The organism is Geodermatophilus nigrescens (genome assembly GCF_900129495.1).
Lineage (GTDB): Bacteria > Actinomycetota > Actinomycetes > Mycobacteriales > Geodermatophilaceae > Geodermatophilus > Geodermatophilus nigrescens.
This window is the reverse complement of sequence record NZ_FQVX01000002.1, coordinates 798,013-817,561: the sequence shown is the minus strand read 5'-3', so window position 1 is coordinate 817,561 and position 19,549 is coordinate 798,013. Positions and strand designations below refer to the sequence as shown.

Sequence of the window (19,549 nt, the reverse complement as noted above, 5' to 3'; positions counted from 1 at the left end):
CGCCCGGTCCAGGGCGTGCCCGAGGGCTACAGTGGGTCCGTTCATCCACGGTTTGAAGGGACCCCCGTGCTGTCTTCGTGCCCGGTGGTGCCCTGCCGCCCGTGCGCGCACGCGGTCGAGGCCACCAGGTGACGGCGCTCGCCGAGCGACCGGCCGTCTCCGCCCGCCGGCTCTCCGGCCTGGTGGGTGCCTACGTCGCGCTGACCAAGCCCAAGCTCGTCGAGCTGCTGCTCGTCACCACGCTGCCGGCGATGATGATGGCCGCCGACGGCTGGCCGTCCTGGCGGCTCGTGGGCGCCACGATGGTCGGCGGGATGTTCGCCGCGGGCGCGGCCAACACGTTCAACTGCTGGTACGACCGCGACATCGACCGGCTCATGTCGCGCACCGCGAACCGGCCCATCCCGTCGGGTGTGGTGTCGCCGCGGGCGGCGCTGGTGTTCGGCCTGGTGCTCGCCGCGGCGTCGCTGACCCTGCTGTGGGTGGCCACCACGCCGCTGGCCACCGCGCTGGCCGCCGTCGCGATCCTGGCCTACTCCGTCGTCTACACGATGGTGCTCAAGCGCCGGACCCGGCACAACACGGTGTTCGGGGCGTTCCCGGGCGCGGCACCGGTGCTCATCGGCTGGGCCGCGGTGACCGGCTCGCTCGACTGGCCGGCGCTGGCCTTCTTCGCCGTCGTCTTCTGCTGGCAGATGCCGCACTTCTGGGCGCTGGCCAGCCGTTTCCGCGAGGACTACGCCCGCGCGGGCGTCCCGATGCTGTCGGTGGTCGCGGGGCCGGAGAGCGTCGGCCGGCAGTCGGTCGCGTGGGCCTGGGCGACCCTCGGCGCCACCCTGCTCATGGGGTCGATCACGCCGGTCCTCGACTGGGCCTTCGCCATCGGCGGCGGGCTGCTCGGCGCCTGGTACGTGGCCGAGTCCCACCAGTGGCTCGACCGCATCCGCGCCGGTGTGCCCGACCGGCCGATGAAGCTGTTCTCGGTGTCGATCACGCACATGACGCTGCTGTCGATCGCCATCGCCATCGACGTCCTCGTCTGACTTCCCGCTCAGCCGCGAGCCCGGACCCGCCTGGGGTCCGGGCTCGCTGGCTACCGGGCCCCGTCGTGTCCCGGTTCGCGGCGCGTCTGAATCCGGTCACGAGCCGTGCCGCCGTGCCGGGGACCGCGGGCACGACGGCGGCGGCGGCGCCCGGAGGCCCGGCGGGGGAGTAGACCGGCCCTCCGGTGCGCGGCGGTTCGGGGTGACGACCCGTCACCCCGCCGCGCCGCGGGGGACCGCCTCGGGAGAGGGGACCACCGTGGGGACTCCACGACGCGTGATCGGTGCCGGCGCCGCACTGCTGCTCCTGGGGGTGGCCGCGCCCGGCGCGGCAGGCGCGGCACCGCCGGCCGCCACGGTCCAGCCCCAGCTGCTCGTGACCGGCCTGGACGGCGGCGGCTCGGGCAGCGCGATCGGCCCGGGCGGCGACCTCTATGTCACCGAACCCGCCTCCGGCGAGCTGACCCGCATCGACCGCCGCACCGGCGCGACCACTCCGGTCGCGGACTGCCTGCCGCCCCTGCTGCCGGAGGTCGGCCCGGGCGGGGCCATGGACGTCGACTTCCTGGGCGGCACCGCCTACGTCCTGGTCACGCTCGTCGGCGCCGACCTCGGCGGGGACGACGTCGTCGGCGTGTACCGCGTCGACGGCCCGCACACCTGCACCGTCGTCGCCGACATCGGCACCTGGTCGCAGGCGAACCCACCGGAGGGCTTCGAGATCGAGGTCCCCACCGGCGTCCAGTACGCGATGGAGTCCTGGCACGGCGGCTTCCTCGTCACCGACGGACACCACAACCGGGTGCTGCACGTGACCCTCGACGGCGGCGTCAGGGAGGTACTGGCCCTCGGCAACGTCGTCCCGACGGGCCTGTCCGCCTCCGGGCACCGGGTCCTGCTCGCGCTGGCCGGGCCGATCCCGCACCTGCCGGAGAACGGCCGGGTGGTCGCCTTCCGGCCGGGGGACGACGACGTCCGCGAGGTCGCCTCGGGCGGGCGGCTGCTGGTCGACGTCGAGCGCGGCCGGGGCGGCGTCCTCGCCCTGTCGCAGGGCGAGTTCACCGAGGGCAACATCGAGGGCTCACCGGCCGACCCGGATACCGGGCAGCTGCTGCGGGTCACCCGGGACGGCGGCCTCGCGCCGGTGGCCGGGCCGTTCGACCGACCGACGTCGATGGAGGTCGTCGGCCGGACCGCCTACGTCGTCACGCTGGACGGCGAGGTCTGGACCGCGCGCCTGCACGGCTGACGCCGGGAAGCGAGGTGCGCCGGGAGGTCGTCATCCGGGGTGCGGTGACGACCGCCCGGCGCTCCTCACCGGCCCGGCGGGTCGGCGGGCGGCGGCTCAGCGGGCGGCCGGGACCTGGGCGGAGGGGGCGTCCAGGGGCTGCTCGCTGGCCGGGCCGCGGACCGACCAGACCAGCCGCGCCGTGAACACCGTGGTCAGCACCGCGCCGAGCATGTGCAGCAGCACGAGCGCCACCGGCAGGTGCGTGAAGTACTGGACGAAGCCGACGACGCCCTGCAGCAGCTGCACGACCAGCAAGTCGCGCGCGGCCCGGCGCACGCGGCCCGGGGCGTCGGTGGCGTACAGGGCCACGAGCAGGGCGATGGTCAGGCCGACGAGCAGGAACACCGCGTCGGCGTGCAGCTGGCTCACGGTCTCCGGGTCGAAGCCCATCCGGTCGCCGGTCGGCACGTCGTCGTCGTCGACGTCGCCGCTGTGCGGCCCGGAGCCGGTGACGATCGTGCCGAGCACCAGCACGACGCCGGTGACCGCGGCGATCCCGCCCACCAGCAGGGCGAAGGGGCGGCGCACCAGCGGCTGCCCCACGCCGGGCTCCCGGGAGCGCAGCCACAGCACCGTCGCCAGCGCCACGAGCACGGTCGACACGAGGAAGTGGACGGCGACCGTCCACGGGTTCAGCCCGGTCAGCACCGTGACGCCGCCGATCGCCGCCTGCACCGGGATGCCGAGGAAGGTGAGCACCGCCAGCGGGCGCAGGTCGCGCCGGACCGAGCGCCACACCGCGACCAGCGTGGCCACCGCGACGGCGGTCAGCACGAAGGTGAGCAGCCGGTTGCCGAACTCGATCAGGCCGTGGCCGGCCATCTCCGGCGTCGTGACGAAGCTCTCCTCGGTGCACCGCGGCCAGGTGGGGCAGCCGAGGCCCGATCCGGTCAGCCGGACCACCCCGCCGGTGACGACGATCGCGCCGTTGGCGACCACGTTCGCCAGCGCCAGGCGGCTGATGACGGCGGGGGAGAACGAGCGGGGCAGGACCTGCACGGCCCGATGCTAGCCGCGCCGGGCGGGCCGCCCGGTTCGCTCAGGGCGGAGCGGAGCGGGGAAGCGGCGGGCCCGCGCTCGCGCTGGACAGGACGCAGGCGGCGGGGACGCCGTCCTGGTGTCGGTGCGCCGGTACCGGTACCGCCTCCGCGGGTACCGGAGCCCCACCGACCTCCCCGACTCCCCTTGGACGTGAGGTATGACCAGCCCGTTCTTCCCGGGCCCCTACGGGAGCCCGTTCGACGACTTCTTCTCCCGGTACCTCGGCGGCGAGCAGCGCGCGCCGCGGCAGCGGGTCGACATCACGCAGTTCCTCAGCCAGCAGGCCCGCGAGCTGGTGAACGCCGCGGCGCACCAGGCCGTGGCCACCGGCAGCGCCGACCTCGACACCGAGCACCTGCTGTGGGCGATGACCGCCGACGAGACCACCCGCACCCTGCTGGCGCGCTCGGGCACCGACCCCGACCGGCTGCGCGCCGCCCTCGACGAGCAGCTGCGCCGCGGCGAGCCCCTCGACGAGGCGCCCTCGCTCACCCCGGCCGCCAAGCGGGCGCTGCTCGACGCGCACCGCGTCTCGCGCGCCCTCGGCTCGACCTACATCGGCCCGGAGCACCTGCTGTTCGCCCTCGCGGTGAACCCCGAGTCGCCCGGCGGGCGGGTGCTGCGCGAGCGCGGCGTCACCCCCGAGGCGCTGCAGCAGGCGGCCACCGGCGGCGGCGCCCCCGGCGGCGGGCGGCCCGGCCAGGGCGGGGCGGGGCCGTCGGCACCGTCGAGCACCCCGACCCTCGACGAGTACGGCCGCGACCTCACCGCCATGGCCCGCAACGGCCAGATCGACCCGGTGATCGGCCGCGAGTCCGAGATCGAGCAGACCGTCGAGGTCCTCTCCCGGCGCCGCAAGAACAACCCGGTGCTCATCGGCGAGGCCGGCGTCGGCAAGACCGCGATCGTCGAGGGCATCGCCGCCCAGATCGTCGAGGGCGACGTGCCCGAGACGCTGCGTGGCAAGCGCCTCGTCGAGCTCGACCTCACCGGCCTGGTGGCCGGCACCCGCTACCGCGGCGACTTCGAGGAGCGGCTCAAGAAGGTCATGGACGAGATCCGCGAGCACTCCGACGAGGTGATCGTCTTCATCGACGAGCTGCACACCGTCGTCGGCGCGGGCGCGTCCGAGGGCTCCGGCGGCGCGGGCAACATGCTCAAGCCGGCGCTGGCCCGCGGCGAGCTGCACATCGTCGGCGCGACGACGCTCGACGAGTACCGGCGCAACATCGAGAAGGACGCCGCGCTCGAGCGCCGCTTCCAGCCGATCCTCGTGTCCGAGCCCACGGTCGAGGACACGGTGCAGATCCTCTGCGGCCTGCGGGACCGCTACGAGGCCCACCACCAGGTGCGCTTCACCGACGACGCCGTCCGGGCCGCCGTCGAGCTGTCCGACCGCTACGTGACCGACCGGCACCTGCCGGACAAGGCGATCGACCTCATCGACCAGGCCGGAGCCCGGGTGCGCCGGCGGGTCAAGACCCCGCCGACCGACCTGCGCGGCCTCGAGCAGGAGGTGGACCGGCTGCAGCGGGAGAAGGACCAGGCGGTCGCGGCCGAGCAGTACGAGCGCGCCTCCGAGCTGCGCGACCAGCTCACAGCGGCGCAGGCCCGCCTCGAGGAGGCGCGCGGCGGCGGGCAGCCCGGCGTGCCCGAGGTCGGCGTCGACGACATCGCCGAGGTCGTCTCGCGGCAGACCGGCATCCCGGTCGCCCAGCTGACCCAGGAGGAGATGCAGCGGCTGCTCGCCCTGGAGGAGCACCTGCACCAGCGGGTGGTCGGCCAGGACGACGCCGTGGCCGTCGTCTCCGAGGCGGTCCGGCGCTCCCGCGTCGGCCTCGGCGACCCCGACCGGCCGATCGGCAGCTTCCTGTTCCTCGGCCCCACCGGCGTCGGCAAGACCGAGCTGGCCCGGGCCCTGGCCGAGGCGCTGTTCGGCGACGAGGACCGGATGGTCCGGCTGGACATGAGCGAGTTCCAGGAGCGGCACACCGTCAGCCGCCTGGTCGGCTCCCCGCCCGGCTACGTCGGCTACGAGGACGCCGGCCAGCTCACCGAGGCGGTCCGCCGCCGGCCCTACTCGGTGGTGCTGCTCGACGAGATCGAGAAGGCGCACCCCGACGTCTTCAACACCCTGCTGCAGGTGCTCGACGACGGCCGGCTCACCGACTCGCAGGGCCGCACGGTCGACTTCACGAACACCGTGCTGGTCATGACCAGCAACCTGGGGTCGGAGCTGATCCAGGGCCGCAACGCCCCGCTCGGCTTCGGCACCGGGGACGCCGCGGCGGCCGACGCCGGGCTGCGCGAGCGGCTCATGCGGCGGCTGCGGGAGTCCTTCCGGCCGGAGTTCCTCAACCGGATCGACGAGATCGTGGTCTTCCAGCAGCTGGAGAGCGAGCAGCTGCAGCAGATCACCCGGCTGCTGCTCGACGAGACGCGGCGCCGGCTGGCGGCCCAGGACATCGCGGTCGAGTTCACCGACGACGCCGTCGCCTGGATCGCCGACCGCGGGTACGAGCCGCAGTTCGGCGCCCGCCCGCTGCGCCGGGCCATCCAGCGCGAGGTCGACAACGCCCTCGCCCGGCTGCTGCTCGACGGCCGCGTCGGCCCCGGCCGGACCGTCGTCGTCGACGCCCGGGACGGCGCGCTCGACCTCCGCGTCGAGGAGGCGGCCGTCCCGGCCGGCCAGGCCTGACGACCCGCTGGTGATCTGCCTCACCCGGCCCCTGACCTGCGCGGTCAGGGGCCGGGTGACTTAGGGCGGCCTTCCTTGCGGGCGTCCGGAAATAGGACACAATCGTGTTGTGGAAACCAGCGCGGGACAGGCGGGGGCGGTGCGGGCCGACGACGTCCGCACCCGTGACCGCGTGACCGCGCTGCTGCTCGAGCACGGTCCGCAGACCGCGAGCGAGCTGGCCGCGCGGCTAGGCGTGAGCGCCGCCGCCGTCCGTCGTCACCTCGACGCGCTCGCCGCCCGCGGGCGCGTGGAGGAGCGGGCGGCGCCCGGCACGCAGCGGGGGAGGGGCCGGCCCGCCCGGCGCTTCCACCTCACCGACGCCGGCCGCTCGGGCTTCGCGCACGCCTACGACGACCTGGCGCTCACCGCGCTGCGGTACGTCGCCGCCTCGGGCGGGCCCGACGCCGTCCGCGCCGTGGCCGAGGCCCAGCTCGCGGGCCTGGAGCGGCGGGCCTCCGACGCCGTCGCCCGCACCAGCGGGGCGCCGGTCGAGCGGGCCCGGGCCCTGGCCGGGGCGCTGACCGCCGAGGGCTACGCTGCCTCGGCCTCCGCGATCGCCAGCGGCGGGCAGCTGTGCCAGCACCACTGCCCGGTGGCGCACGTGGCCGCGGAGTTCCCGCAGCTGTGCGAGGCCGAGACCGCGGTGATCGGCCGGCTCGTGGGTACCCACGTGCAGCGGCTGGCGACGATCGCCCACGGCGACGGCGTCTGCACCACCCACATCCCCGGGCCGCCCCACGGCGTCCGGGACCACACCCGCGCGGGGAACAGATCGATCCCCGCGAGCCCTGTACCCGGTGAGCGAGCAGCGCGGGTCCCGCGCACCGCCCCGTCCACCAGCACCGCACGCAGCACCCCCACGAGCGACCGGGAGAGGACGCCCGCATGACCAGCACCCAGCAGCCGGTGACCGGCACGCCGCTGACGCAGGACGAGCAGATCGAGCAGCTCGGCCGCTACCAGTACGGCTGGGCCGACGCCGACGTCGCCGGGGCCTCCGCCCGCCGCGGCCTGGACGAGGACGTCGTCCGGGACATCTCGGCGCGCAAGAACGAGCCCGAGTGGATGCTCGAGCGCCGCCTCAAGGCGCTCAAGCTCTTCGACCGCAAGCCGATGCCCGACTGGGGCTCGGACCTGTCGGGGATCGACTTCCAGAACATCAAGTACTTCGTGCGCTCGACCGAGGCCCAGGCGACCTCGTGGGACGAGCTGCCCGAGGACATCAAGAACACCTACGACAAGCTGGGCATCCCCGAGGCGGAGAAGCAGCGGCTGATCGCCGGCGTCGCGGCCCAGTACGAGTCCGAGGTCGTCTACCACAAGATCCGCGAGGACCTCGAGGAGCAGGGCGTCCTCTTCCTGGACACCGACACCGCCCTCAAGGAGCACGAGGACCTCTTCAAGGAGTACTTCGGCTCGGTCATCCCGTCCGGCGACAACAAGTTCGCCGCGCTGAACACCGCGACCTGGTCCGGTGGCTCGTTCATCTACGTGCCGAAGGGCGTGCACGTCGAGATCCCGCTGCAGGCCTACTTCCGGATCAACACCGAGAACATGGGCCAGTTCGAGCGGACGCTGATCATCGTCGACGAGGGCGCCTACGTGCACTACGTCGAGGGCTGCACCGCGCCGATCTACAAGTCGGACTCGCTGCACTCCGCGGTCGTCGAGATCATCGTCAAGAAGAACGCGCGCTGCCGGTACACGACCATCCAGAACTGGTCGAACAACGTCTACAACCTGGTCACCAAGCGGGCGATCGCCCACGAGGGCGCGACCATGGAGTGGATCGACGGCAACCTCGGCTCCAAGGTCACCATGAAGTACCCGGCCGTCTGGATGACCGGCGAGCACGCCAAGGGCGAGGTCCTGTCCATCGCCTTCGCGGGCGAGGGCCAGCACCAGGACGCCGGCGCCAAGATGGTGCACGCGGCCCCCAACACCTCCTCGACCATCGTGTCGAAGTCGGTGGCCCGCGGCGGCGGCCGCACCTCCTACCGCGGCCTCGTGCAGATCGACGAGGGCGCCCACGGCTCGAAGTCGACGGTCAAGTGCGACGCGCTGCTCGTCGACACCATCAGCCGGTCGGACACCTACCCCTACGTCGACGTCCGCGAGGACGACGTCGCCATGGGCCACGAGGCGACCGTCTCCCGGGTCAGCGAGGACCAGCTCTTCTACCTGATGAGCCGCGGCCTGTCCGAGGACGAGGCGATGGCGATGGTCGTGCGCGGCTTCGTCGAGCCGATCGCCCGCGAGCTGCCCATGGAGTACGCCCTCGAGCTCAACCGGCTCATCGAGCTGCAGATGGAAGGTGCCGTCGGCTGATGACCGACCCGAACACCCCCAGCACCACCGGTCTGACCACGGAGTCCGCCACCCTCGCCGGCGAGCTGTTCGGCGAGGGGGTGGGCACCCAGGCGGGCCCGCCGGCGGTCCCCGCGGCCGGCACCGGCACCGCCGGGCAGGCCGCCCCCGGGGCGCACTCGCACGGCGGCACCACCCCGACCGGCTCGCCGGCCGAGCGCTTCACCTCGACCGACCCCGACGCCTTCGGCGCGGTCACCGGCCGCGAGGAGGAGTGGCGGTTCACCCCGATGCGCCGCGTCCGCGCGCTGCTCGACGGCGCCGCGTCCGACGCGCACCTGGCCTGGACGACCGACCTGCCCGAGGGCGCCGAGCTCACCAGCGTCGACGCCGACGACCCGCTGCTCAAGGGCCTGCCCGAGCCGGTCGACCGGCTCGCCGCGCTCGCCCGCCAGCGCAGCGGTGGTGCCGCGGTGGTCCGGGTGGCCGCCGAGGCGCAGCTCGACCGCCCGCTCACCCTGGGCCTGGCCGGCACCGGGTCCGACGACGTCGTGTGGGGCCAGCTCGTCGTCGAGGTCGGCGCGTTCGCGAAGGCGACCGTCGTCCTCGACCACACGGGCCTCGCCCGCTACGCCGGCGGCGTGTCCGTGCTCGTCGGCGACGGCGCGCAGGTGACCGTCGTGTCCGTGCAGGACTGGGCGCCCGGCGCGGTGCACGGCGGCCAGTTCGACGCCGTCGTCGGCCGCGACGCGAGCTACAAGCAGGTCGTGGTCACCCTCGGCGGCGACCTCGTCCGGCTGGTCAGCAACGTCCAGTACGCCGGCCCCGGCGGCACCGCGGAGCTCTTCGGCGTCTACTTCTCCGACGAGACGCAGCACCAGGAGCACCGGCTCTGGGTCGACCACGCCGTCCCGAACTGCACCAGCAACGTGCTCTACAAGGGCGCGCTGCAGGGCGAGGGCGCGCGCACGGTGTGGGTCGGCGACGTCCGGATCCGCCCGGCGGCCACCGGCACCGACACCTACGAGCTCAACCGCAACCTGGTGCTCACCGACGGCGCCCGCGCCGACTCGGTGCCCAACCTGGAGATCGAGACCGGCGAGATCGTCGGCGCCGGCCACGCCAGCGCCACGGGCCGGTTCGACGACGAGCAGCTGTTCTACCTCTGCTCGCGCGGCATCGACGCCGAGACCGCCCGCCGCCTGGTCGTGCGCGGCTTCTTCGCCGACGTCGTCCAGCACATCGGCGTCGACGCGCTGCAGGACCGGCTCATGCGCTCCATCGAGACGCGCCTGGGCGCCCTGCCCGGCCTCGACGAGCAGCCGGTCGAGGTGGCCTGACCGATGGCGTTCGAGCGGGTCTGCGGCCTCTCCGAGGTCCCCGAGGACGGCGCGCTGCGCGTCGAGCTCGCCGACGTCGACGTCGCCGTCGTCCGGTTCGAGGGGCAGGTCTACGCGCTGCAGGACCTCTGCTCCCACGCCGAGGTGCCCCTGTCCGAGGGCGACGTCGAGACCTTCGACGGCGCCCCCACGATCGAGTGCTGGCTGCACGGGTCCTGCTTCGACCTGCGCACCGGCGAGCCCACCAACCTGCCGGCCACCGAGCCGGTCGACGTCTACCCGGTGCGCGTGGAGGGGGAGGACGTGCTCGTCGACATCGACGCCGACGGCCGCCTGCCCCTGGCGTCCGGCAACTGAGGAGCGAGAGAAGAAGTGTCGGTTCTGGAGATCCGCGACCTGCACGTCACGGTCGGTGAGGGCGACGACGCCAAGGAGATCCTCCGCGGCGTCGACCTGACCGTCCGGTCGGGCGAGACCCACGCGATCATGGGCCCCAACGGGTCGGGCAAGTCCACGCTCGCCTACTCGATCGCCGGGCACCCGAAGTACACGATCACCGGCGGCACGGTGACCCTCGACGGCGAGGACGTCCTCGCGATGAGCGTCGACGAGCGCGCCCGCGCCGGCCTGTTCCTGGCCATGCAGTACCCGGTCGAGGTCCCCGGCGTCTCGGTGTCGAACTTCCTGCGCACCGCCGCCACCGCCGTCAAGGGCGAGGCGCCGAAGCTGCGCACCTGGGTCAAGGACGTCCGCGACGAGATGTCGGCCCTGGAGATGGACCCGGCGTTCGCCGAGCGCAACGTCAACGAGGGCTTCTCCGGCGGTGAGAAGAAGCGCCACGAGATCCTGCAGATGCGGCTGCTCAAGCCGAAGATGGCGATCCTCGACGAGACCGACTCCGGCCTCGACGTCGACGCCCTGCGCGTCGTCTCCGAGGGCGTCAACCGCACCCGCGCCGAGGGCGAGGTCGGCGTCCTGCTGATCACCCACTACACGCGGATCCTGCGCTACATCCAGCCGGACTTCGTGCACGTGTTCGTGGGCGGCCGCGTCGTCGACGAGGGCGGCAAGGAGCTGGCCGACAAGCTCGAGGCCGAGGGTTACGCGGCCTACGTGAAGGACTCGAAGGAGACCGCGAAGGCATGACCCAGACCGTCTCGCGTCCCGGTGCCGGGGCGCACACGCCCCTGCCACTGGACGTCGAGGCGATCCGGGCGGACTTCCCGATCCTGTCGCGCACCGTGCGCGACGGGAAGCGGCTGGTCTACCTCGACTCCGGGGCCACCTCGCAGAAGCCCCGCAGCGTCCTCGACGCCGAGCGGGACTTCTACGAGAACCACAACGCCGCCCCGCACCGCGGCGCCCACCAGCTCGCCGAGGAGGCCACCGGCCTCTACGAGGCGGCCCGGGCGAAGATCGCCGGGTTCATCGGCGCCGCCGTCGAGGAGGTCGTGTTCACCCGCAACACGACCGACGCGGTCAACACCGTCGCGTACGCGCTGTCCAACGCCGCCACGGCCAAGGAGCCGTCCTTCCGCCGGTACGCCGTCGGCCAGGGCGACGAGATCGTCGTGACCGAGATGGAGCACCACGCGAACCTGGTGCCCTGGCAGCAGCTGTGCGAGCGCACCGGCGCCACCCTGCGGTGGCTCGGGCTCACCGACGACGGCCGGCTCGACCTCTCCGACCTCGACACCGTGGTCACCGAGCGGACCAAGCTGGTCGCGGTCACCCAGCAGTCGAACATCCTCGGCACGATCAACCCGCTCGAGCCGATCGTGGCCCGGGCGCGGGAGGTCGGCGCGCTGGTGCTGGTCGACGGCGCCCAGTCGGTGCCGCACCAGCCGGTCGACGTCGCCGCGCTCGGCGCGGACTTCCTCGTGTTCTCCGGCCACAAGATGCTCGGGCCCACCGGCGTCGGCGTGCTGTGGGGCCGCTACGACGTCCTCGACGCGCTGCCGCCGTTCATGACGGGCGGCTCGATGATCGAGGTCGTGCGCATGGAGGGCAGCACCTTCATGCCGCCGCCGCAGCGCTTCGAGGCCGGCGTCCCGATGACCGCGCAGGTCGTGGGCCTCGGTGCCGCCGTCGACTACCTGCAGGCGCTCGGCATGGAGAAGGTGCAGGCGCACGAGGAGGCGCTCACCGCCTACGCCCTCGAGCAGCTGCAGGCGATCCCGGGCGTCACGGTGATCGGCCCGCCGGACACCGTCGCCCGCGGCGGCGCGGTCTCCTTCACCGTGGAGGGCATCCACCCGCACGACGTCGGCCAGGTCCTCGACGACCTCGGCATCGCCGTCCGGGTGGGCCACCACTGCGCGTGGCCGGTGGTCCGCCGCTACGGCGTGCCGGCCACCACCCGGGCCACCTTCTACGTGCACACCGGCTACGACGACGTCGACGCGCTGGTGGAAGGTGTGCGGGCCGCGCAGCGTTTCTTCGGAGTGACGCCGGAGGAGGCAACCGCCTGATGCAGCTGCAGTCGATGTACCAGGACATCATCCTGGACCACTACCGGAACCCCCACGGGCGCGGGCTGCGCGACCCGTTCGAGGCCGAGGTGCACCACGTCAACCCGACCTGCGGGGACGAGGTGACGCTGCGGGTGCACCTCGACGGCGAGACGATCGCCGACGTGTCCTACGAGGGCATGGGCTGCTCCATCAGCCAGGCCTCGGTCTCGGCGATGTACGACCTCGTCGTCGGCCGGTCGGTCACCGACGCACTCGCCACCGGCGACTCGTTCATGACGCTCATGCAGTCCAAGGGCGACACCACCGTGGCCGAGGGCCTGGAGGACGAGCTCGAGGACGCGATCGCCTTCGCCGGGGTGTCGAAGTACCCCGCCCGCATCAAGTGCGCCCTGATGAGCTGGATGGCCCTCAAGGACGCCTCGGCCCGCGCGCTGGCCGCGACCCCCGCTGGAGGACAGGCATGAGCGAGACCACCGAGCCCACCACCGGGCTCCCCACCGAGCCCGCCGCCGGATCCACCGCCGACGCGACCCCGGAGCTGCCGCCGTACAAGTCGGCGCTGCTGGAGGACGTCGAGGAGGCCATGCGTGACGTCGTCGACCCCGAGCTGGGTGTCAACGTCGTCGACCTGGGCCTCGTCTACGGCATCGACGTCGACGACGACAACGTGGCGATCCTGGACATGACGCTGACCTCGGCGGCCTGCCCGCTGACCGACGTCATCGAGGACCAGGCGCGCCAGGCGCTCACCGGCGGCCCCGGCCCCGGCCTCGTCGACGACATCCGGATCAACTGGGTCTGGATGCCGCCGTGGGGCCCGGACAAGATCACCGACGACGGGCGCGAGCAGCTGCGCGCGCTCGGCTTCCGGGTCTGAACGGCAGCCTCGCCGATCTCCTCACTCGTCTCGCCGGCGGGGACGACCCGCCGGCCGACGCGAGCGTCGTGACACTGCCCGCGCCCCCCGGGGCGCGGGCAGTCGTCGTCGGCGGGACGGCGTGGCACGTGGTGGCCGCCGACGTCGACCCGGACTGGGTGACCGCGCGGACGGCGCACGACCCGCTCGCCGCGCCGCTGGGCGCCCGGTTCCTCGCCGCGCTGGCGGACCGCACCGGCGTCGAGCCGGGCGTGGTCGACGCGGTCCTGGTGGCGCCTGCGCCGGCCGCCGCGGGGCCGGGGATCGAGCTGGTGCCGGCCGAGGTCGACCACCCGCGCGTGGACCGGGCGCTGTTGCACCGCACCGACGTGCGCGCGTGGACGACGCCCGACGGGTGCGCCGTGCTGGTGCTCGGCCGCGGGGTGGCCCGGCGGTGGGAGGTCAGCGTGGAGGTCGACCCGGCCGCCCGCGGGCGCGGGCTGGGCACCGCGCTGGTGGCCGCCGCGCCGTCACTGGTGCCCGGCGGGGCGCCGCTGTGGGCGCAGGTGGCGCCGGCCAACACCGCCTCGCTGCGCGCCTTCCTCGGCGCGGGCTACCGGCCGGTGGGCGCGGAGTGCCTGTTCGGCTCTTGATCCTCAGCGCATCTCCGACAGCCGCGCCCCGAAGCCCGCGACCGGCCGCAGCTCTCGCCGCGCGCCGAGCGCCAGCAGCACCGCGCCCACCGCGAGCGCGGCCACGACCGGCAGCGGCAGCGCGAGGACGGCGAGCCCCGCGGCCAGCGCCACCGCGGTGACCGCGCCGGTGAGCAGGGGCGCCCGCACCGCCGTGCGGGCGCCGAGCGCCATGGCGACCGCCGCGGCCACCAGCACGAGCACCGGCCGCAGCGCGCCCGGCGCGAGGACCGCCGCGACCGTCGACGGCGCGGCCGCCACCACCAGGCCCGGGCCCCACGCCGGCCAGGACGGCCCGTCGAGCAGCCGCGGGCCGGCGGCCAGCCACAGCCCCGCGGCGGCCGGCAGGGTCCAGGCCTCGAGCGCGGGCGCGCCGGTCAGCGCGGCTCCGGTCCACGCGGCGGCCACCAGCTCCGCCGCGCCCGTGCGCCAGACCGCCCGCTCCTCCCGCTCGTCCCCCCGCGCGCGGGTGAGGAACGCCGCCCAGCCGCAGGTCAGCGCGCCCTGCACGGCCAGGTACACGGCGAGCGCGCCCCAGTCGGCGCCGACGGCGACCACGACGAGGGCGGCCGCCGCCGCGAGCGCGCCGACCGTGCCGGTGGGCCCGCGCAGGTCGGCGGCCATGCCGGGGCGCGCCGCCAGCGTGACGGCGTAGAGGCCGGTCAGCGCCGCCGCGGAGGCGCCCGGGGACAGCAGCCCCGCCGGGATCGCCAGCAGCGCGGCCCCCGCCAGGCACGCGACTGCCGAGGGCACCGCCTGCGGGCGCTCGTCGCGGCGCACCGCGGCGACCCCGGCGGCGGGCAGCGCGGTGAGCACCAGGAGCACGACCAGCGCCTGCCACCGCGCGGCCGCGACCAGCTGGGCCACCGCCGCCACCACGAGGACGCCCCCGGCGGCGTACGCGGCGGGCAGCAGCAGCCCGCGGCGCCAGCCGGTCAGCAGCGCGGCGGCGACGCTCATCAGCAGCACGCCGAGCCAGCCGGCCAGCGGCAGCGGCACGGGGCCGTCGGTGGACAGCGCCGCCGCGACCGCCCCGCCCGCGACCAGCCCGCTGACCACCGGCACCAGCCGCGGCGGCCCGAGCAGCGGCTCGACCGCCCGCTCCAGCCGGACCGGCAGGAGCGCGGCCGCCGTGGCGACGGTGAGCGCGGCCGACACCCAGCGGGCCGGGCCCTCCGCGCCGGCCGCGGTGACCAGCCCGCCGGTCACCCCCGCGGCGAACCACGGCGCGGTGGTGACCAGGGCGACGCGGGCCAGCGGCCGCCGCGCGGTGAGGGCGACCGCGAGCCCGGCCAGCGTGACGCCGAGCAGCAGCGCGGTGCGGGGCACCCCGGCGGGCGCCAGGTCCACCGAGCGGAGGGCGGCCACCTGCACGGCGGCCCACGCCGCGAGCGGCCAGCTCAGCGGGTGGGGGAGCAGCACCCGCAGGCAGACGAACACGCCCGCCACGACCAGCGCCCCGAGCGGGCCGCCGTCCAGCGGCCGGTCGCCGGACGCGGCGCCGGTGAGGGCCAGCGCCGCGGCGGCCGCCGCGCAGGCCTCCTCCGTGCTGCGCAGCCGCGCGCGGGCGGCCCAGGCCGAGGCGCACCCGGCGACCAGGGCCAGCAGCAGCAGGCCGAGGCGGGCGGCCCCACCGGCCAGCGACGGGCCGGCCAGGCCGGCCGCCACGAGCAGCACCACCCCCACGCCGAGGAGGACCTGCGGCGGGCGCAGCCGGGACTCCAGGGACGGGGCAGCGGGGCCTCCGGCCGCGGGTGCTGACCCTGCGGCCACGGGGGCGGGCGGGCCGGCGTAGGGGAGCGGTGGCGGCGGTGCGCCGGTCATCGCCGTCCCCCTCCGCTCGCCCTGCGCTCCCCACGCTAGGGGCAGGTCAGCGCATCTGCGCGACCCAGGCCACCGCCTCCCGCGCCTGCTGGCGGCGCCGCTCGTAGGTGGCGCCGACGACGAGGAGCAGCAGCCCCGCGGTGGCCAGCGTGACCCAGCGGGGGACCAGCGGCGCGTAGGGCGCCAGCCGGCCGAGCACCACCAGGACCAGCGCCCCGGCCCCCACGAGGAAGGGTGCCTGCCGGTGGGTGAGCGCGCCGCCGACGGTCAGCCCGGCCGCGGCGGCCACCACCAGCGCCAGGCGGAGCGCCGTCGGCTCGTCGACCACCACCACCGCCGACGGCAGCAGCGCGACGGCCACCGCCGGGCCCTCGGCCGCCCACGAGGCGGCGCCGGTGCGCAGCGCCGGGACGGCGAGGAGCAGCAGTCCCGCGGCGGCGGGCAGCGTGTAGACCTCCGGCGTGGTGATCTCGGCGCCCGCCGCGGCGATCCAGCCGGCCGCGACCAGGTCGGCCACCGCCAGCACGGCCACCGGGCGGCGCCGCGCGACGACCGCGTAGCAGCCCGCCGCCGCGCCGACGACGGCGAGGTCGACCGCCGTCTGCCCCCAGGCGCCGGCCTCCACGGTGACCAGGCCCGCGACCGCGCCGGCCAGCATCCCGGTGACCGCCGCGGCCCACTCCTCGGGGTGCCCGGCGCGCAGCGCGGCGACCGCGAAGGCGGCGGCGCCGACGAGCGCGACCAGCAGCGCGGCGGGCACCGCGCCGAGCAGGCCGCCCTCCCACGCGACCAGCGCGGCGAGGGCCGGGGTGGCGAGCGCGGCCGCCGTGGCGGCCGGCCGGAGCGCCGGCCGCAGCACCGCGGCCAGGCCGGCCGGCACCGCCGCGGCGAGCACGAGCAGCGCGAGGGGCGCGTTCTGGCCCCCGTCGGCCAGCACCGCGGCGCCGCCACCGGCCAGCACGGCGCCGGCCGCCGGCAGCGCGCCCGCGAGCGGGCCGGTCACCGAGGCCGGCGCCGCCGCGGTGAGCAGCACCAGGCCGAGCCCGCCGGCCAGCACGGTGCCCACGAGGCCGGCGCCGGTGAGCGAGCCGGTCAGCGCGAGGGCCGCGACGCCCGCCGCGACCGGAGCCGTGACGTCCGGCTCCGGCAGGCGCGGTGCGAGTCGCGGCTCGCGCAGCAGGGCGACCGCGCCACCCGCGGCGAGGGCGAGGGCCGCGGTGGCGGTCCACGAGTCGGCCGGGTCGCCGGACCAGGCCAGCGGGACGCCGAGCAGGACACCCGCCGCGGCGACGAGAGCGGCGAGCACGGTGGCGACCCGGTGCAGTTCCAGGCGCAGGACCAGCAGCAGGGCGACGTCGAGCAGCGCCGTGCCGAGCAGCACGGCGACCGCCGCGGGCGCCTCGCCCAGCCCGCCGGGCAGCAGCAGCCAGCCGGCCGGCTGGACCGCGAGCAGCGCGACGAGCGGCCACGTGACGGTGCTGCGGGTGGCCCGGCCGGCGGCCAGGGCGACCGCCGCGACGGCGACGCACGACAGCCCGGCCCACAGCCGCAGCGGCACCGCGTCGGCGCCGCCCAGCCCCAGCGCGTGCGCGGCGGCCAGGTCGACGGCGAGCAGCGCCGAGCCGGCGGCGGCCAGCGCCTCCTCGGTGGCCCGCAGCCCGCGCCGCGCCGCCCACGCCGACGTCGCCACCGCGGCCGCGGTGACCGTGGCCATCACCGCGGCCTGGAAGCCGACGCCCAGCCGGGTCCAGGCGACCGCGACGAACGCCACGCCCGCCGCGACCACCAGCAGGGCGCCCAGGCCGAGCAGCACCTGCTGCGGACTGAGCCGGCGCCGCGGGGGAGGAGGTGCCAGGGGGCCCGCCGCGGCCGGGACGTGCGGCGGGAGGTGCGGGGGCGCCGGGGGGAACGGCACCGGCGGGACGGGTCCCGGCCGGCGGACGGCCGGGAACACGACCGGCGGCGGCGCCGTCACGGGCGGCGGCACCGGCGCGGGCGTCGTCGCCGGGCGGGCCGACGCGCGCAGCGTGGCGAGCAGCGCGTCCCGCTCGCGGGCGAACTCGTCGATCGTGGCACCCATCCGGGCCACCACCGTGGCAGCCTGCGCCACCGCCGGCAGCCCGCAGACGGGGCACGCCGCGGGCGCCGGGACGGCCGGGGTGCCGCAGACGGGACAGGGCGGTGCCCAGGTCGGCGTGCTCATGCCCGGATGGTGACCTGCTCCCGGCGTCCGCGGAACCGATCTCACCCCGGCTGTGGACACGGAGAGCTGCTGTGGACGTCACCCGGCAATCCGCTCGGGATCCGTCCGCGGAGCGCCTACCCTGGGATCAGTGATCACGACGACCGGCCTGGAGCTGCGCGCCGGCGCCCGCATCCTGCTGAGCGACATCAGCCTGCGGGTGCAGGCCGGCGACCGCATCGGCCTGGTCGGGCGCAACGGCGCCGGCAAGACCACCACGCTCACCACGCTCTCCGGCGAGCGGCTGCCGCACGCGGGCAAGGTGGACGTCACCGGCGAGATCGGCTACCTGCCGCAGGACCCGCGCAGCGGCGACCTCGACATCACCGCCACCGACCGGGTGCTCTCCGGCCGCGGCCTCGACAGCCTCAAGGCGCAGCTGGTCAAGGCCCAGGTGGCCATGGCCGAGCCCGCCGACGACGCCGAGCGCGACCGCGCGGTGCGCCGCTACGGCCGGCTCGAGGACCAGTTCGCCGCGCTCGGCGGGTACGCCGCGGAGAGCGACGCCGCCCGCATCTGCACCGCGCTCGGCCTGCCCGACCGGGTCATGGGCCAGCCGCTGCGCACCCTGTCCGGCGGCCAGCGGCGCCGCGTCGAGCTCGCCCGCATCCTGTTCTCCGACGCCGAGACGCTGCTCCTCGACGAGCCGACCAACCACCTCGACGCCGACTCGATCGCCTGGCTCAAGACGTTCCTCGCCTCGCACAAGGGCGGCCTGATCGTCATCAGCCACGACGTCGAGCTGCTGGACGCCGTCGTCAACAAGGTGTGGCACCTCGACGCCAACCGGGCCACGGTCGACGTCTACAACCTGGGCTGGAAGGCCTACCTCGCCCAGCGCGAGACCGACGAGCGCCGTCGCAAGCAGGAGCGCGCCAACACCGAGCGCAAGATCGACGCGCTCAGCGCGCAGGCGGACAAGATGCGCGCCAAGGCCACCAAGGCCAAGGCCGCGCAGAGCATGGACAAGCGGGCCGCGCGGCTGGCCTCCGGCCTGGAGGCGGTGCGCCAGCAGGACCGGGTGGCCAAGCTGCGGTTCCCGACGCCGTCGCCGTGCGGGAAGACGCCGCTCACCGCCCAGGGCCTGTCCAAGACCTACGGCTCGCTCGAGGTGTTCGCCGACGTCGACCTCGCCGTCGACCGGGGCACGCGGGTCGTCGTCCTCGGCCTCAACGGCGCCGGGAAGACGACGCTGCTGCGGATGCTGGCCGGCACCGAGATGCCCGACACCGGCGAGGTCCGGCCCGGGCACGGCCTGCGCGTCGGCTACTACGCGCAGGAGCACGAGACCCTCGACATGGACCGGTCGCTGCTGGAGAACATGCGCTCGGCCGCGCCAGACAGCACCGACACCGAGCTGCGGCGGATCCTCGGCGCCTTCCTCTTCTCCGGCGACACCGTCGACCAGCGGACGGGCACCCTGTCCGGCGGTGAGCGCACCCGGCTGGCCATGGCGACGCTCGTCGTCTCCGGCGCCAACGTGCTGCTGCTCGACGAGCCGACCAACAACCTCGACCCGGCCAGCCGCGAGCAGGTGCTCGAGGCGCTGCGCACCTACACCGGCGCGATCGTGCTGGTCACCCACGACGAGGGCGCCGTCCGCGCGCTCGACCCGGACAAGGTGATCCTGCTGCCCGACGGCACCGAGGACGCCTGGAGCGAGGACCTCGCCGACCTCGTCGAGTTGGCGTAGCACCTC

16 protein-coding genes are annotated in these 19,549 nt (G+C 75.4%); 13 read left to right on the top strand and 3 right to left on the bottom strand.

The genetic code is table 11. The features are described 5' to 3' along the window. Window positions 1-101: 101 nt before the first annotated feature. Window positions 102-1,043, top strand: a complete 942-nt coding sequence (locus BUE37_RS11480) for a heme o synthase (protein ID WP_245794535.1) — start codon at window positions 102-104, stop codon at window positions 1,041-1,043. A 277-nt stretch (window positions 1,044-1,320) separates the two neighbouring features. Next, a complete protein-coding gene (locus BUE37_RS11475; RefSeq protein ID WP_073420271.1) occupies window positions 1,321-2,292 on the top strand; it encodes a hypothetical protein in 972 nt (323 codons plus the stop codon). 96 nt (window positions 2,293-2,388) lie between these two features. On the opposite strand, the gene BUE37_RS11470 is transcribed toward BUE37_RS11475, so the two are convergent. After that, a complete protein-coding gene (locus BUE37_RS11470) occupies window positions 2,389-3,333 on the bottom strand; it encodes a COX15/CtaA family protein (RefSeq protein WP_073420270.1) in 945 nt (314 codons plus the stop codon). 199 nt (window positions 3,334-3,532) lie between these two features. Here BUE37_RS11470 and BUE37_RS11465 point away from each other — a divergent pair, with 199 nt between their 5' ends. From BUE37_RS11465 to BUE37_RS11420, 10 genes are all read left to right on the top strand, one after another. Further along, window positions 3,533-6,073, top strand: a complete 2,541-nt coding sequence (locus tag BUE37_RS11465) for an ATP-dependent Clp protease ATP-binding subunit (RefSeq protein WP_073420269.1) — start codon at window positions 3,533-3,535, stop codon at window positions 6,071-6,073. Window positions 6,074-6,182: 109 nt separating this feature from the next. Beyond that, a complete protein-coding gene (locus tag BUE37_RS11460; protein WP_073420268.1) occupies window positions 6,183-7,004 on the top strand; it encodes a helix-turn-helix transcriptional regulator in 822 nt (273 codons plus the stop codon). Next, complete coding sequence (gene sufB / locus BUE37_RS11455; protein WP_073420267.1) at window positions 7,001-8,443, top strand: Fe-S cluster assembly protein SufB; 1,443 nt, start codon at window positions 7,001-7,003, stop codon at window positions 8,441-8,443. The genes BUE37_RS11460 and sufB overlap by 4 nt, the downstream gene beginning before the upstream one ends. Beyond that, window positions 8,443-9,762: a Fe-S cluster assembly protein SufD gene (gene sufD, locus BUE37_RS11450; protein ID WP_139252930.1), complete on the top strand. Its 1,320-nt coding sequence runs from the start codon at window positions 8,443-8,445 to the stop codon at window positions 9,760-9,762. The genes sufB and sufD overlap by 1 nt, the downstream gene beginning before the upstream one ends. A 3-nt stretch (window positions 9,763-9,765) precedes the next feature. After that, window positions 9,766-10,119, top strand: a complete 354-nt coding sequence (locus tag BUE37_RS11445; protein WP_073420266.1) for a non-heme iron oxygenase ferredoxin subunit — start codon at window positions 9,766-9,768, stop codon at window positions 10,117-10,119. A 15-nt stretch (window positions 10,120-10,134) separates the two neighbouring features. Next, window positions 10,135-10,908 carry a Fe-S cluster assembly ATPase SufC gene (gene sufC, locus BUE37_RS11440; RefSeq protein WP_073420265.1) on the top strand — a complete coding sequence of 258 codons (774 nt, stop codon included), beginning with the start codon at window positions 10,135-10,137 and terminating at the stop codon, window positions 10,906-10,908. Beyond that, window positions 10,905-12,233, top strand: a complete 1,329-nt coding sequence (locus BUE37_RS11435; RefSeq protein WP_073420264.1) for a cysteine desulfurase — start codon at window positions 10,905-10,907, stop codon at window positions 12,231-12,233. Before sufC ends, BUE37_RS11435 begins: the two co-directional genes overlap by 4 nt. Then, window positions 12,233-12,700, top strand: a complete 468-nt coding sequence (gene sufU, locus BUE37_RS11430; protein WP_073420263.1) for a Fe-S cluster assembly sulfur transfer protein SufU — start codon at window positions 12,233-12,235, stop codon at window positions 12,698-12,700. The genes BUE37_RS11435 and sufU overlap by 1 nt, the downstream gene beginning before the upstream one ends. Further along, a complete protein-coding gene (locus tag BUE37_RS11425; protein ID WP_073420262.1) occupies window positions 12,697-13,113 on the top strand; it encodes a metal-sulfur cluster assembly factor in 417 nt (138 codons plus the stop codon). The genes sufU and BUE37_RS11425 overlap by 4 nt, the downstream gene beginning before the upstream one ends. Window positions 13,114-13,181: 68 nt before the next feature. Beyond that, window positions 13,182-13,745: a GNAT family N-acetyltransferase gene (locus tag BUE37_RS11420; RefSeq protein WP_217651213.1), complete on the top strand. Its 564-nt coding sequence runs from the start codon at window positions 13,182-13,184 to the stop codon at window positions 13,743-13,745. A 3-nt stretch (window positions 13,746-13,748) separates the two neighbouring features. On the opposite strand, the gene BUE37_RS11415 is transcribed toward BUE37_RS11420, so the two are convergent. Together BUE37_RS11415 and BUE37_RS11410 are read right to left on the bottom strand one after the other, a co-directional pair. After that, a complete protein-coding gene (locus BUE37_RS11415; protein WP_073420261.1) occupies window positions 13,749-15,470 on the bottom strand; it encodes an SCO7613 C-terminal domain-containing membrane protein in 1,722 nt (573 codons plus the stop codon). Between the two features lie 184 nt (window positions 15,471-15,654). Next, on the bottom strand, window positions 15,655-17,811 hold the full coding sequence (locus BUE37_RS11410) for an SCO7613 C-terminal domain-containing membrane protein (RefSeq protein WP_073420260.1): 2,157 nt from the start codon (window positions 17,809-17,811) through the stop codon (window positions 15,655-15,657). Between the two features lie 130 nt (window positions 17,812-17,941). On the opposite strand from BUE37_RS11410, the gene BUE37_RS11405 reads away from it, so the two are divergent. After that, window positions 17,942-19,543 (top strand): ABC-F family ATP-binding cassette domain-containing protein, encoded by a 1,602-nt coding sequence (locus BUE37_RS11405; RefSeq protein ID WP_073420259.1) that lies wholly within the window; start codon window positions 17,942-17,944, stop codon window positions 19,541-19,543. The last annotated feature ends 6 nt before the right edge of the window (window positions 19,544-19,549 follow it).

Coding starts and splice junctions, on each gene's coding strand:
- BUE37_RS11465 (WP_073420269.1), top strand. CDS start 3,533: ATGACCAGCCCGTTCTTCCCGGGCCCCTACGGGAGCCCGTTCGACGAC.
- sufB (WP_073420267.1), top strand. CDS start 7,001: ATGACCAGCACCCAGCAGCCGGTGACCGGCACGCCGCTGACGCAGGAC.
- sufD (WP_139252930.1), top strand. CDS start 8,443: ATGACCGACCCGAACACCCCCAGCACCACCGGTCTGACCACGGAGTCC.
- BUE37_RS11445 (WP_073420266.1), top strand. CDS start 9,766: ATGGCGTTCGAGCGGGTCTGCGGCCTCTCCGAGGTCCCCGAGGACGGC.
- BUE37_RS11435 (WP_073420264.1), top strand. CDS start 10,905: ATGACCCAGACCGTCTCGCGTCCCGGTGCCGGGGCGCACACGCCCCTG.
- sufU (WP_073420263.1), top strand. CDS start 12,233: ATGCAGCTGCAGTCGATGTACCAGGACATCATCCTGGACCACTACCGG.
- BUE37_RS11425 (WP_073420262.1), top strand. CDS start 12,697: ATGAGCGAGACCACCGAGCCCACCACCGGGCTCCCCACCGAGCCCGCC.
- BUE37_RS11410 (WP_073420260.1), bottom strand. CDS start 17,811: ATGAGCACGCCGACCTGGGCACCGCCCTGTCCCGTCTGCGGCACCCCG.